The sequence below is a fragment of the Methanocorpusculum vombati genome (assembly GCF_026891935.1).
GTDB lineage: Archaea > Halobacteriota > Methanomicrobia > Methanomicrobiales > Methanocorpusculaceae > Methanocorpusculum > Methanocorpusculum vombati.
The window spans coordinates 1-13,358 of the sequence record NZ_JAPTGC010000022.1 but is presented as its reverse complement, the minus strand read 5'-3'; the positions used below and the strand labels follow the sequence as shown (position 1 = coordinate 13,358).

Annotated in this window: 13 protein-coding genes; 3 read left to right on the top strand and 10 right to left on the bottom strand. The window is 57.5% G+C overall.

Annotation, left to right across the window (positions count from 1 at the left end):
- From aroC to O0S09_RS09430, 10 genes are all read right to left on the bottom strand, one after another.
- Nucleotides 1-822, bottom strand: an 822-nt coding sequence (gene aroC / locus O0S09_RS09475; RefSeq protein WP_268923738.1) for a chorismate synthase, incomplete at its 3' end; no start/stop codon positions are given.
- Entirely contained in the window at nucleotides 819-2,084 is a 1,266-nt protein-coding gene (aroA, locus tag O0S09_RS09470) for a 3-phosphoshikimate 1-carboxyvinyltransferase (RefSeq protein ID WP_268923737.1), read from the bottom strand. The genes aroC and aroA, both read right to left, overlap by 4 nt.
- Nucleotides 2,081-2,929 carry a shikimate kinase gene (locus O0S09_RS09465; protein ID WP_268923736.1) on the bottom strand — a complete coding sequence of 283 codons (849 nt, stop codon included), beginning with the start codon at nucleotides 2,927-2,929 and terminating at the stop codon, nucleotides 2,081-2,083. Before O0S09_RS09465 ends, aroA begins: the two co-directional genes overlap by 4 nt.
- Nucleotides 2,926-4,347, bottom strand: coding sequence for a shikimate dehydrogenase (gene aroE, locus O0S09_RS09460; protein ID WP_268923735.1), 1,422 nt, complete (start codon nucleotides 4,345-4,347; stop codon nucleotides 2,926-2,928). Before aroE ends, O0S09_RS09465 begins: the two co-directional genes overlap by 4 nt.
- Entirely contained in the window at nucleotides 4,344-5,381 is a 1,038-nt protein-coding gene (locus O0S09_RS09455) for a 3-dehydroquinate synthase II (RefSeq protein ID WP_268923734.1), read from the bottom strand. The genes aroE and O0S09_RS09455 overlap by 4 nt, the downstream gene beginning before the upstream one ends.
- 7 nt (nucleotides 5,382-5,388) lie before the next feature.
- Entirely contained in the window at nucleotides 5,389-6,183 is a 795-nt protein-coding gene (locus O0S09_RS09450) for a 2-amino-3,7-dideoxy-D-threo-hept-6-ulosonate synthase (protein WP_268923733.1), read from the bottom strand.
- A gap of 67 nt (nucleotides 6,184-6,250) precedes the next feature.
- Nucleotides 6,251-6,937, bottom strand: coding sequence for an ABC transporter ATP-binding protein (locus O0S09_RS09445; protein WP_268923732.1), 687 nt, complete (start codon nucleotides 6,935-6,937; stop codon nucleotides 6,251-6,253).
- A gap of 67 nt (nucleotides 6,938-7,004) precedes the next feature.
- Complete coding sequence (locus tag O0S09_RS09440; RefSeq protein WP_268923731.1) at nucleotides 7,005-8,234, bottom strand: ABC transporter permease; 1,230 nt, start codon at nucleotides 8,232-8,234, stop codon at nucleotides 7,005-7,007.
- Complete coding sequence (locus O0S09_RS09435) at nucleotides 8,227-8,910, bottom strand: ABC transporter ATP-binding protein (RefSeq protein WP_268923730.1); 684 nt, start codon at nucleotides 8,908-8,910, stop codon at nucleotides 8,227-8,229. Before O0S09_RS09435 ends, O0S09_RS09440 begins: the two co-directional genes overlap by 8 nt.
- Before the next feature lie 5 nt (nucleotides 8,911-8,915).
- Complete coding sequence (locus tag O0S09_RS09430; protein ID WP_268923729.1) at nucleotides 8,916-10,115, bottom strand: COG1361 family protein; 1,200 nt, start codon at nucleotides 10,113-10,115, stop codon at nucleotides 8,916-8,918.
- Between the two features lie 166 nt (nucleotides 10,116-10,281).
- Here O0S09_RS09430 and O0S09_RS09425 point away from each other — a divergent pair, with 166 nt between their 5' ends.
- The 3 genes from O0S09_RS09425 (at nucleotide 10,282) to hisH (ending at nucleotide 13,135) form a co-directional block, all read left to right on the top strand.
- Complete coding sequence (locus O0S09_RS09425; protein WP_268923728.1) at nucleotides 10,282-11,040, top strand: hypothetical protein; 759 nt, start codon at nucleotides 10,282-10,284, stop codon at nucleotides 11,038-11,040.
- A gap of 81 nt (nucleotides 11,041-11,121) precedes the next feature.
- Nucleotides 11,122-12,540, top strand: a complete 1,419-nt coding sequence (locus O0S09_RS09420; RefSeq protein WP_268923727.1) for a phosphoadenosine phosphosulfate reductase domain-containing protein — start codon at nucleotides 11,122-11,124, stop codon at nucleotides 12,538-12,540.
- Nucleotides 12,524-13,135, top strand: a complete 612-nt coding sequence (hisH, locus tag O0S09_RS09415) for an imidazole glycerol phosphate synthase subunit HisH (protein ID WP_268923726.1) — start codon at nucleotides 12,524-12,526, stop codon at nucleotides 13,133-13,135. Before O0S09_RS09420 ends, hisH begins: the two co-directional genes overlap by 17 nt.
- Nucleotides 13,136-13,358 lie beyond the last annotated feature (223 nt).

The following is a 13,358-nucleotide window of genomic DNA, read 5'->3' as shown; positions in this document are numbered from 1 at the left end:
CCCCCCCCACCCCGCCCCCCCACCAACCATGCGGTACGGATCATTGTTCACCGACCCGCGCAGGGAAGCAGCCGCAAACCCGCTGCCAAACGAAATGCCCTTCACACCAGGAACCGCAAACACCGCTTTGGCAATCTCCCCGTCCAGCGTATCAAAGAACGGCTCGCCAAGTCCTGCCGGAAGACCCGAACACAAAACCCGGACAACACCGCCGACACTGTCACCCTCGGCCTTTGCCGCAAGAATCTCCGCACGCATCCGCTCGGCAAGATCCCCGGTCATTGCACGCAGCGGATTCTCGCGCGAACGGACAAGTTCCTCCGCCGCATACTCATCCGTATCAACAACCGTCCCAACACGGGACAGATACGACCCGACGCTGATACCAAGCGGCGCGATCATATCCCGCATCAGCGCACCAGCCGCAACAAGCGGCGTAGTCATCCTGCCAGAAAACATACCCCCGCCGCGAATATCGTGCGCAGCCCCGTACTTACAGACAGCCGGATAGTCCGCATGTCCGGGACGGGGAGTCAGCCGCAGCTCTTCGTAGTCCGAACTTCTTGTGTTCGCATTCGCAAACGTAATCACCACCGGCGCACCGGTTGCAACACCGCCTGCCACTCCGGAAATCTCGGGCACATCCGCCTCAACACGGGGCGTCCCGATACCGGCAACCGGCTTTCGGAGTGCAAGATCCGCAAGCATGCGATCCGTACTGACCGGAGTTCCTGCCGGAACTCCGTCGATCACGCAGCCGATGCGGCTGTCATGGCTTGCACCAAACAGGGTGAGCCGTACTGCTGTTCCAATTGTATTCATATATACCTCATATCTGCGCCAAGCGCCTGCATATCAGCAACGAATGCGGGATAGGAAACCGCGCAGCAGCCGGGATCATCGATGACGGTCGTACCGTCAGCAATCAGTCCGGCAACTGCTGCGGCCATCATGATACGGTGGTCGCCAAAGGTGGTAACCTTTGCGCCGTGAAGGGGACAGGGACCCCGGATGATACAGCCGTCGTCGGTCTCGGTAATGTCTGCGCCCATATCACGGAGGAACAGGGCAGTGGATCTGATGCGGTCACTCTCCTTAAACCGGAGATGCGCCGCACCGTAGAGTTTTGTCGTGCCGCAGCAGCAGGTTGCCAGAACCGCCGCAATCGGGAACAGGTCCGGCGCATCTGCAAGGTTCACGTCTGCTGCCCGCAGCTCGCCGCGACCGGCGCGAACCGTACCGTCCGGTCCGCGTGACACAGCAGCGCCGAGCCGTTCCAGCAGATCGATGAACATCTTGTCTCCCTGCGGATCAGCAGGGTCCAGATTGGTAACGCAGACATCACCCGCAAGAGCGCCCGCAGCAAACAGAAACGCCGCCGAAGAGAAATCGCCGCCGACCGTTACCGGTACCGGGCGGTAGGACTGGTCTGCCGGAACGATGAACCCGTCCCCGGTTGTGATAACGGAAACACCGCGTCTCTGCATCGCGGCAATGGTCATCTCCGCATAGGGGCGGGACGTTAACGGCGTAGTCAGATGAATGTTCAGTTCACGGCCACTCAGCGGCGCACCTATCAGGAGCGCAGAGATGAACTGCGAACTGATGTCCCCACGGATGTGTACACAACCGCCGGTTGCGGGTCCCGTCACCGAGAAAGGAGCACACCCGCCGTCTGCGGCAGTAACCGCAACGCCAAGGTCGGTAAGTGCATCAAGCAGCGGCTTCATCGGCCGCGAGCAGAGCGAGGCATCACCGGTAAAGGAGGTCGTGCCCGCAATCTGTGCAGCAACACCTGCAAGAATCCGCATCGAAGTCCCGGAGTTTTTGCAGTCGATGACCTTCTCCGGAGCATGCAGACCGCCGCCGCAGATGACAACATCATCCCCCCGGCGTGACACCGCAGCGCCGAGTGCGGCAACCGCGTCCAGCGTTGCGCAGGTATCCTCGCCGAGCAGCGGCGAGGAGACGACCGACTCGCCGTCCGCAAGGGCGGCGAGGATGAAGGCGCGGTGCGTGTGACTCTTCGACGGCGGGGCGGCAGCCGTTCCCCGCACCGCAGACCTCTGTACGGCAAGCATCATACTGCATCACCGTTCCTGACATTGGCCACGATCACATGGTCGCGCCCGAAAGCATCCAGAAATGCATCAAGCCGGTCGGTTTCAACAAGAATACCGGTCGCAGGACCGGTACCGGAAAGCCCCGCGCCTGCCGCTCCGCAGGCAAGCGCCCGGTCGGCAGCCTCCGGTTCAATCCCGAGCGCCCGGCAGGTACAGGCACCGTTTGCATACATCGCGCCAAACACATCGCCCGCAAGAGCGCGGTCATATGCGGCGGCGACCTCATCCGCCATCTCCCGCATGCGTTCCTTGGGAAACGCGGACTTCCGGATCTGGAACTCCGGCAGATGAATGACCGCCGTGTATCCTTCGGGCATCGGCAGCCGGTGCAGGAGTTCACGATTCGGGTTGTCGGTAAAGACAAGACCGCCGAGCATACAGGCGCAGGCATCATCAAATGTTCCGGTGATGCTGACCCCCGCAGCAATGGCAACGGTTGCGCCGATACGCCCAATCTCCAGCGGGTCAAGCGTGACGCCGAGCGCGTCGGCGGTTGCGGCAAGGATTGCGTTGGTTGCCGCACTGCTGCTTTTGAGTCCCTGGGAGATCGGAATGTTGGAGGTCGTGGTAATCACCGCCCCCCGCATCCCGGAGTCCGGATAGCGCCTGAGCATCTCCTCGACCGAAAAGCGGGCAAGCCGCGTATCCTCCGAGGGATGAGCGTCTATCTCAACCACAATCTCCGGCTCGGCCGTGAGGCGGACGGTTGCCTCGGTTTTCAGATCGATACCGAACCCGGCTCCCTTCCCCATCGCAATTGCATTGATGACCGAGAGAGCACCGTAGGAGACCCCGTGACCGATCATGACTCTCCTCCGAATGCGGCGGTCATTGCCGCGGCGTCCGCGGCAGTGCCCGTCCAGAGTGCAAAGGATGCCACCGCCTGTGCGATGAGCATGGTTTTACCGCCCAGCACGGCACGGCAGCCTGCGGCACGGGCTGCGGCAAGCAGCGGTGTGGTCTCCGGCTCATACACCATGTCAAAGACCGCCGTCTGCGGGGTAAGGATCGATACAGGGATCGGAATTTCGGCGGAAAATCCGCTCATCCCGGCAGGTGTTGCGTTGATGACGAGATCATATCCTGCGTTCAGCGCATGCAGCGGCACCGCAGCTGCGCCAAACTCTGCAGCAAGAGCTTCGGCTTTTTCCATCGTCCGGTTGGTGATGCAAACCGCAGCTCCCGCAGCCGTCAGGCAGGCGACCGCTGCCCGGGCGGCGCCGCCTGCACCGGCAACAAGCACCCGTGCACCGGACAACGTGACGTCCAGTGCCGCAATGGTTGCGGCAATTCCTGCAATATCGGTGTTGGTGCCGGTGAGATTCCCCGCAGAACCGGCAAGAATGGTGTTCACCGCGCCGGCGCTCTGTGCCCCGGGCGCCACCTCCGACAGAAGGGGCATGACTGCCTGTTTATGCGGGATGGTCACGTTTGCACCGCGTATCCGGTAGCAGCGAAGCACTTCCGGAAGCAGGGGAAGCTCCGCGGCGGGGGACGGAATTCTGACATAGCGTCCCGCAATACCTGCGGCACGGAATGCCGCATTGTGCATCTGCGGGGAACGGGTATGTTCCAGCGGCCAGCCGGTGATCGCGGTAACAACCGGATCGGTACCGAGGCCTGCGGCCTCGGCCACCGTGATCTGACCGGGAGCGGATGCAAGTTCGGGCCGGACCGCGCAGTAGCTGACCATCGAACCGATGTCTGCGGCGCGGACGCGGGTGATCTCACCTGCGGCACCCATCCCGATCAGGATAAACGGCTCGCCGCTCTGCTGCAGAACAACCGCTGCCTTCCGGATCTCCAGCAGATCACGGGGGCCCCGCACCATGAACGCAGCCTTCGGGATGCCGGAAGCGGCGAGATCACAGAAGAGATGCAGAATCTCTTGTGCGGTCGGTGTTTGGGTAAAGTCGTGATACGAACAGATGACCCGCTCGCGGGGAAAGACACTGCGCAGAACCGAATCGGACTCAATGTCCACATACGCAGCACCGCAAGTGAGAGCTTTGGCAAAAATCTCCCGCCGGCTTTCGTCCTCCGCGGACCGGAACGTGACAATCACCGGTTTTTCGGTCGGCAGAAAGGAGAGATCATCCGGAATGTTGGCGAGTGCATCCAGCCGGACCTCAAACGCCTCCGCACCTGCGGCCAGCGCCTCCGTGGTCATTGCCTTTGCGGCAGCCGGAGTATCTGCGGCAATCACCGCACAGATCAGGGTCATTTCTCGCAGATGGTCTCCGCCATAGCATGTCCGAAGTGGCGGCCTCCGCTTTCGAGTCTGACAAAGACCTCATCACCGACCGCAAGATCCGCAACGGAGACGGCACCCGCCGGTGTTCCGATGCGGATCGTCTCGGCGTTCTGTAAAACCACCGAATGGGTTCTGCCGCCCGCTTCCACCTCAATCAGGAGCATGGGCCGGACCTCAATCTTCACCCGGCCTACCGAGACGGAACGAAGCGTACCGTCCGGCATCCGGGTGAGAACGGAGTCACCCGACGCAATCTCCGAGAGATAGCGGGTTGTCCCGTCGGGGCAGAGAATATAGGAATGAACCGCCCCTGCGTTTACGCGGAAGGGACGGGAGTTGACGTACTCGCTCTCGAAACTTTCCGAACAGACGAGGAAGAGGCACGAAGACTGCGAGCCCACGAGCATTCCTTCCCCCTGCGCAAGGAGGGAGCAGGTATCGATACAGACGCGGTCACCCAGCGACAGAGGGGTGATCTTGGTGACCGGTGCGGTCGTAAGTGCGGCATCCGGAAACTCATCCGATCGGATACCGGCAAATCCGGCAATATCTGCCGGACTCTCCGGAGCGATCACCACACCGTCTGCACCGACCTCCATCGTGGCAAAGGCAAGCTTTGCCTCTTCGGGAGTTCTGACGCATACATAGACGCGGGTCGATGAACTCTGGAACCGCGAGATGAGATTTTCCAGCGGGATAACCTTCCAGTCGGAGGGGGTGATGACAAGACAGGGTACGGTATCTTTCATGCTGTACGCTTCTTCCATATCTTCTGCACCCGACAACGTAAGGATGGCTCCGACTTTTTCCCCGCTATACATGAGATATTTCCCGTCGGCAGTAATTCCCGTATATCTGCCGAGACGGGTTAATGCGGAGTCTTCGGGCCGGAGTATGATATTGGTATACCCTGCTTCAAGGGCTGCGGCGACGATTTGTTTGCGGTCGTCGTAGTCCGGGGCAAGATCGGCACGGACCAGAACCGGAGGAAGTGTCAGCGGCATTGCAGCATCACCGGTTCAGACGCTTCACGGCATCTTCCACAGAGGCGTCGTTTAAAACGATGTCAGATACCGCCGAGGTGATACCGACAATGTCCTTGTGCTGGAAGATGTTTCTTCCAATAGAGACACCGTGTCCTCCGGCATCCAGAGAGTCGCGCACCATCTGCAGCATCTCAAGATCCGAGTTCATCTTCGGGCCGCCGGCAATGACAACCGGAATCTGGGCACCCTGCACAACCTCGCGGAAGGTGTCGATGTCACCGGTGTAGCTGGTCTTCACCAGGTCGGCACCAAGTTCTGCGGCAACGCGGGCGCAGGTCTTGAGGGCGTCAACATCGAAGGGGTCTTTGACATTCCTGCCGCGGGGGTACACCATCGCAAGAAGCGGCATACCCCACTGCTGGCATTTGCGGGAGATCTCACCGGCACAGCGGATCATCTCCGGCTCGGTGTCTGCGCCGAGGTTGATATGAATGGAGACGGCGTCCGCTCCAAGGGTCAGGGCTTCCTCAACGGTGGTCACGATAACCTTGGAGTTCGGGTCGCCGCCAAGACCGGTTCCTGCGGAGAGGTGAACAATGAGTCCGATATCCTTGCCGGAGGTCCGGTGACCGTAAGGGACCATTCCTTTGTGCATGAGAACAGCGGTTGCACCGCCGAGGGATATCTTGTTGATCGTGTCACGCATATCGATAAGACCGGGAATAGGCCCCATGGAGATACCGTGATCCAGGGGGACAATGACAACTCTGCCCGAGTTGCGGTCTACTATTCTTTCCATACGGATCTGTTTTCCGAACATGTGTGCTACATGTTAGCACGGATGACACTTCAATGTTTTTGTTCGGGAGGGAAAAAGAGGGGAGGGGTTATTCGTCAACGATCTCGCCGTCGCGGATGACGATGATGCGATCCGCATACGTTGCCGTATGCGGATCGTGTGTCACCATGATGATCGTTCTGCCCCGGCTGTTTAAATCGCGGAGCAGCTCCATGATCTGTTCACTCATCTTTGAGTCGAGGTTACCGGTCGGTTCATCACAGAGGAGAAGAGCCGGATCATTTGCAAGGGCACGGGCAATTGCCACCCGCTGCTGCTGACCGCCGGAGAGCTCAAACGGTGTGTGGGTCATTTTCTGCTCATCAATGCCGACACTTGCAAGCAGCTCCTTTGGTCTGCCGGTATCATCACGCTTGCCGTACTTGAGAATCATCGGATACTCAACATTTTCATACGCGGTCAAAAGACCGATTAAGTTGAACTTCTGGAAGATGAAACCGATGCGGTCGCGGCGGTGCTCGGTAAGTTCGTCGTCGGTCATCTCTTTGACGCTGCGGCCGTCAATGTACATCTCACCCCTGGTCGGGACATCCAGACACCCGATCATGTTCATAAGGGTGGACTTTCCCGAACCGGACGGACCCATGATGGCCACGAACTCACCCGGCATCACCGAAAATGTGACACCGTTTAAGGCATGTACATCGCCTGCCGGCATATGGTAGACTTTATAGACATCCCGCAACTCGACCACGGGAGTTTCCTGATCGGTCATTGAGTACTGATTGCGGCTCAAAGTATTTAACATATTGTAAAGTTTTAGCTACATTTACAAAAAAAGATTAGTCGGAGGCAAGTGCCTCGACCGGGTTCAGATTGGCTGCCTTCCATGCAGGATAGAGTCCCGAAAGAAGACAGACAGCAACACCTATCAGAATGCCGTAGGGGACATACAGCAGAACGGACGGACTGAGGATCAGGGAAATATTTCCCAGCATCAGACTGATCACAACCGCGGCAGCGATCAGACTGAGAACTCCGCCGATCACCGCACCGATAAATCCGATGATCGCCGCCTCATACAGAAACATCTGCAGAATCTGATACCGCAGGGTTCCGATACTGCGGAGAATACCAATCTCCCTGATGCGTTCGTTTACGCTCATCAGCATCACATTGAAGATGGAGACCGCAGCGACCACGAGCGAGATGCCGCCAAGCGCCATGATGAAGACGGAGATCATGCCTATTGACTCCTGCATCGACTCCACAAACTGCCGGGCGTCACTGATCAGAACGGTATCGTCCGTCGTCCGGTCGGTGCGGCCGTTCATCTTCGCCTCAATTGCGGCAATGACCGGATCAAGATCATCCAGATTGTCCACCGTGATCATTGCCGAGGAGTAAAGACCCCCGGTTTCATGGAACCGCTCATACCAGTCCGTTGTACCGATGATAGCATTGTCGGTGGAGAACGTAAAGGTCATTGAGCCTGAGTTTTCCATGATGCCCACAACCCGCACCGAGATGGTACTGCTGTTGCGCTGGGGAATCTCAATCCTGCTGCCGACCGAAAGACTGTAATCGTCGGCAAGCTGGCGGCCGATGAGAACACCGTTGTTGCCGGTCGGAATCTTGCCTTCCTCAACCGTTACCAGATCCGCAATGTCTGCGGCATTCAGTCCGTAGATGGATGCCTGCATCCGTTCATCCGAACCCGCAGGCCGGACCATGTCATAGCCGGTGTACATCGGTATCAGAACATAATTCTCGGTGACGGATTTGACCGCAGACTCAATGTTTCGCAGATCTTTGGTGGAGAGTCCCGCAGTCATGTAGGAGTTCGGACCAGAGCCGGTACTGGAGATGCCGGAGACGGTGATCGAGTTTGAGGTACCGGTAAGGGATCCGGTCAGCTCTTCGGAAAACGCCGCCCCGGTCATCCCCATTGAGGTGATGGCAACAACGCCGATGATGATGCCGATCATCGCAAGAAGACTGCGGAGAAAGTTCAGCCGCAGGTTGCGCACCGACAGATCGAAGATTATCGGAGAAAATAGTTTGTCACGCATTCACAATTTCCCCGTCGCGGATGATGATGGTACGATCCGCATACGTTGCCGTATGCGGATCGTGCGTCACCATGATGATCGTTCTGCCGCGGGTGTTTAAGTCGCGGAGCAGTGCCATGATCTGTTCGCTCATCTTCGAATCGAGATTTCCGGTCGGTTCATCGCAGAGGAGAAGGGCCGGATCGTTTGCAAGGGCGCGGGCAACTGCCACCCGCTGCTGCTGACCGCCGGACAACTCAAACGGTGTGTGGGTCATCTTTGCCTCATCAATGCCGACACTTGCAAGCAGTTCTTTGGGGCGACCGGTATCATCACGCTTGCCGTACCGGAGAATCATCGGATACTCGACGTTTTCGTATGCGGTCAGAAGGCCGATCAGATTGAACTTCTGGAAGATGAAACCGATGTGATCGCGGCGGTGAATGGTCAGTTCATCGTCGGTCATCTCGTTGACGCTGCGGCCGTCAATGTACATCCCGCCTTTGGTCGGGACATCCAGACACCCGATCATGTTCATGAGGGTGGATTTTCCCGAACCGGACGGACCCATAATGGCCACGAACTCACCCGGCATCACCGAAAATGTGACGCCGTTTAAGGCATGTACATCGCCTGCCGGCATGTGATAGATTTTATAGACATCCCGCAGTTCAACGACGGGAACCGATGCACTCATGAGACTCATCTCCGGAGATCACTGAGCAGTCCTTTCTTCCAGGCATACGCTGCACATCCGGCAACGGCGATGATTGCAATCACCGCAATGAGGGTGCCGGCCATATCACCGCCGCCGGTTCGTGCAGACTGGGTGGTACCGGCACTGTTCTGCACCGGGGCGGAGGCAGACCCGATGTTTACCCCGACAGTTTCCTGATAGAGGTTGCCGTCGGAGTCTTTGTAGTCCGCAACAAGCGTTACGGTGTCGGACTGCGGGCTGGTGAAGGTTACCTCAAACTCGGCAAGTCCGTCCGGTTCGAGCGATCCGACCACATAGGACTTCATCGGTTCCGACGGTGTTGCCCCGCCGGTGGTGACGGTGATCGACTTTGCATCCTCAAGGCCCGCGTTGTTGACGTCACCGGTGATGGTGTAGTAGCTGCCGGAGTTTTTCACTTCAAGATTATTGAGAACCAGTTCCGCCCGGACTTTGCGTTCCCCGAGTTCGACCGGAATCTCCACCGAGTTACTGTGCAGGTTCTGGCCGTTGCGGTAAGTTACGTCAAAGGAGAGATCCGTCGGCTGGTCAACGACCACGGTCAGTACGGCATCCACATACTGATCCGGTTCGAGTTTTCCGACAAAGTAAGCGGTCTGTTTGGAGGAGACACCATCACCCGAGACACTGATCTCAATGCCGTTTAAGGTGTTGGCACGCGGGTTGCCGATACGGAGCGTGACCTCTTCATTTCTGCTCTGACCAAAGGCGTCCGGCTGATCGATCAAGGCTACGGAAAGCTGGGTGTCGTCAACCTGCACGGCAAAGGTGTACTTCAGGCTGGTAAGGCTGGAGTCCAGAAAATCGAGGTAGAGCATCGGATAAAAGGTGCCGGTTGCACCACGGGAGGTGATAGGAAAGGTAAAGGTCATTTCATCGCCCGGGCCGAGCATGCCGACACTGTTGTAGGCTTTGTCTTCGGGGGAGTAGACTTCGTTTACGCCCATAATCAGGGCACGACCGATAGAGACGGAGGTGGTTCCGGAGTTTTTGATAACGGCGGTGACAATAGCGGTGTCGCCCGGCATCAGGACTTCGGGATCGATCGTAAGACTGGTAACAGATACCTGCCCGGTTGCAGTGTCGTCGGCCGAGACCGCCGGGATTCCTGCAACAAGGACAAGAATACAAAGAAGAAGGCCGTACTTCAGGAACTTTGACTTCATACAATATCTGATTTGTGCTCATTGTATTTAACATATTGTAAAATAAGCATTACATTATGTTTTGTGAGCTTGCCTAAATATAGTGCCAACATGACACACAGATTCGATTGAGGATTTTTTGCAAAGATCTGCAGATATAACATCAGGAAGCAAGATATGTAATGGTATGAAAAAAACACTATTGCTTGCTGTTGCCGTGGTTTTTTGTATTATCTGTGCGGCTGCGGCAGGGTGCATTACCATCAACGTACCGCCGGATACCAATCCTGCCACGGTTCCGACCGGAACCCCCGTCCCGGTTCCTGAAGGACCCGGTCCGGTAATAAATGTGGTACCGGGCGAGTGGGAAGGCGTGCTGGTGAACGATGACGGTACACAGGTTGAGTACAAGATCGACTGCGCATACGGCGGCTCGGCAAAACTTGAGATCGATGCACGTACGGGCGTTATGGATAAGGAACGAACCTACTACGGCACGTGGACGGAGACAAAAACCGCGTCCTACCGTCTCGTGTTCGATGCGGTCGGGACCTATACGTTTGTGATGAACAACGACGGAACCGGTACCCTGACAACACCGGAGAGTAAGACCGTGACACTTCTGCCTGATGCGGACAATGCGGTACTGTATGATCCGGTTGCAGGCGAGTGGGACGGAGTACTTACCAAGAGTGACGGAACACGGGTGGAGTATAAGCTTGAGTTCCTGCGTTCCGGTACTGTTGCGATCGAGGTTGAGACCACGGCACCCTTATCGTATGAGACCGAGGTGAAGTCCTACGGTACCTGGACAAAGACGGCGGACAATGTGTACACCATCTCCGTTCCGAATACTGCCGGATATACAATGACGCTGTCTTCAAACAGTGCGGCAACGCTTTCGACGCCTGACAACGGTACGGTCAGTCTCGTCCGCGACTACTGAGATGTGCGGAAAGGCGTAATGCCGCTTTGCGGCATGCGGTTTCCGCTGTGTTCATTATTTTTCAGTACCCATTACTTATCCATGAAGTCCTCTCCGTTTCTTGCACCGGTACCGTTTTACTGGTGCGATCACTGCCATGTTCCGGTCATGGGCAAGCTGTGCGCCTGCGGGGCGAAAACCCGTCCGGTTTCGGTGACCCCGCCCGGGGATGTGCGGCCTGCGTTTGCGCGCGACCGAAATCTTGTGAACCGTTTGTTTACGGAGCAGTTCGGCGTTCCGCTGATTCCGGAGGGGCATCTTGCTCTTTTGAATAAAGTTCCGGATGAGGATCGGATGGAGGAAGTTATTCTCGGAGGGGCAGTGGTGTGTGCAATCCGGTATATTCCTGCCGAGGAACGGTGGGAGGTGCTGCCCCGCGAGGCTGCGGCACTGGTAGTGCAGCCGACAAAGCGGGTGGTCCGCGTGACGGATGAGGCGGGGGAGTACATCAAGGAGGGCAAGAGTGTTCTCATGCCCGGTGTGGTGTCGGTATCACCGGAGATTACGGTTGGCGACAGCGTGTTTGTGATGGCGGAGAGCGGCGAGTGTGTTGCGGTCGGACGGGCGAAGATGTCGTATGCGGAGACGGTGGGTGCGACCCGCGGGCAGCTGGTGCGTACCCGCCGGACGCAGAAGCCGGTGATCGATGCGGCGCCGTCAACGTGGGAGGATGCTATCCGGGCGAATAATGCTATTCTGGATCTGTATGAGGGGAAGTCGATCGAGTTTATCCGCGATGTGATTGCGAAAAATCCGGGGATCCAGCCGACGGTTTCCTACTCAGGCGGGAAGGACAGTCTGGTGACGCTGCTGATTACTCTTAAGGCGGTAGGTAAACTGCCGATTATTTTTGCGGATACGGGTCTTGAATTTCCGGAGACGATTGAGAATGTGCGAAAGGTCCGGGATTTGTACGGGCTTGAACTTATCGAACGGTCCGGGAATGCAGGGTTCTGGGAAGGGTTTGAGACAAACGGCCCTCCTGCGGTGGATTTCCGCTGGTGCTGCAAGGCATGCAAGCTGATGCCGGTAAAAGAACTTATTGAGGAGACATGGGGGGAGGCGTTGTCGCTGATCGGGCAGCGGAAGTATGAGTCGGCGAAGCGGATGCAGAGTCCGCGGGTCTGGCGGAACAAAAATGTTCCCTGTCAGTTGTCGGCTGCCCCGATTCAGCACTGGACGGCGATGCATGACTGGCTGTATCTGTTCCGGGAGAAGGCACCGTATAACCCGCTGTATGAGCTGGGACTTGACCGTATCGGCTGCTTTATGTGTCCGTCGTCGGATATTTCGTGCATGAAGGATATTGCGGCGATGTATCCAGAGATGTGGAGCGGGTGGGAGGCGAAACTTGCGGACTGGGGCAGCCGGAACAATAAGCCGCCTGAGTGGGCGTCGAAAGGTCTGTGGCGCGTGCGCGAGTCGGCAGAGGAGGACGGGGATTGTGACAGCCACTTCTAAGATTGCGGTGATCGATTACGGTCTGGGAAATCTCCGGAGCGTGGTGCGGGGTTTGGAGGCTGCGGGCTGCGGTCCGGTGGTTACGGCGGATCCGGAGCTGATCGCATCCGCCGACGGGATTGTGCTGCCGGGCGTGGGAGCGTTTGCGGAAGGGATGGAGAAGCTTGCGCCGGTCCGCCGGGTGGTGGAGGAGGCGGTGCGGGAGAAGCCGCTGCTCGGTATCTGTCTTGGGATGCAGATGCTGCTTGAACGAAGCGAGGAGCACGGGATGCATGAGGGGCTCGGAATGATTCCCGGGACGGTGCGGCGCTTTCCCCGCATGACCGGGATGAAGGTTCCGCAGATGGGATGGAATACGATCACGCCGGCGGATCATCCGCTGTTTACGGATGTTGCGGACGGGACGTTTGTGTACTTTGTGCACTCCTATTATGCGGATACGACGCCTGATGCGACGATTGCAAGGACTGAGTACATTGTGCCGTATGCGTCGGCAGTGGCATGCGGAAATGCCATGGCCGTGCAGTTCCATCCGGAGAAGAGCGGGCCTGCGGGTCTGAGGATTCTCCGCAACTTTGTCGCAATGACGGAGTAAGAAGGGAAAATTACAAAAAAATATTTGATAATTTCTCTCAACCCGTTTTTTTTTCGATGTGATGTGACGAAAGTACTTCGTCGTTTTTTTAGGATACTGTAGGTGAGTAAGTGGTGAGTGGGCAAATGGGATAAGAAAACGCAGATAACGCAGATGCGTCGCTTCGCTCCGCTGCTTCGCTCATCGCATTTTCTTAACGCTGCTCGCCATCCCGCCCGGAGCC

Excerpts from the sequence above, each read along its gene's own strand:
- O0S09_RS09430 (WP_268923729.1), bottom strand. The coding sequence starts at position 10,115 with ATGAAGTCAAAGTTCCTGAAGTACGGCCTTCTTCTTTGTATTCTTGTC.
- O0S09_RS09455 (WP_268923734.1), bottom strand. The coding sequence starts at position 5,381 with ATGCCGCTGACACTTCCTCCGGTTCTGGTCCGTGCCGATCTTGCCCCG.
- O0S09_RS09435 (WP_268923730.1), bottom strand. The coding sequence starts at position 8,910 with ATGAGTGCATCGGTTCCCGTCGTTGAACTGCGGGATGTCTATAAAATC.
- aroE (WP_268923735.1), bottom strand. The coding sequence starts at position 4,347 with ATGACCCTGATCTGTGCGGTGATTGCCGCAGATACTCCGGCTGCCGCA.
- O0S09_RS09450 (WP_268923733.1), bottom strand. The coding sequence starts at position 6,183 with ATGTTCGGAAAACAGATCCGTATGGAAAGAATAGTAGACCGCAACTCG.
- O0S09_RS09425 (WP_268923728.1), top strand. The coding sequence starts at position 10,282 with ATGAAAAAAACACTATTGCTTGCTGTTGCCGTGGTTTTTTGTATTATC.
- O0S09_RS09440 (WP_268923731.1), bottom strand. The coding sequence starts at position 8,234 with ATGCGTGACAAACTATTTTCTCCGATAATCTTCGATCTGTCGGTGCGC.
- aroA (WP_268923737.1), bottom strand. The coding sequence starts at position 2,084 with ATGATGCTTGCCGTACAGAGGTCTGCGGTGCGGGGAACGGCTGCCGCC.
- O0S09_RS09420 (WP_268923727.1), top strand. The coding sequence starts at position 11,122 with ATGAAGTCCTCTCCGTTTCTTGCACCGGTACCGTTTTACTGGTGCGAT.
- O0S09_RS09445 (WP_268923732.1), bottom strand. The coding sequence starts at position 6,937 with ATGACCGATCAGGAAACTCCCGTGGTCGAGTTGCGGGATGTCTATAAA.
- O0S09_RS09465 (WP_268923736.1), bottom strand. The coding sequence starts at position 2,929 with ATGATCGGTCACGGGGTCTCCTACGGTGCTCTCTCGGTCATCAATGCA.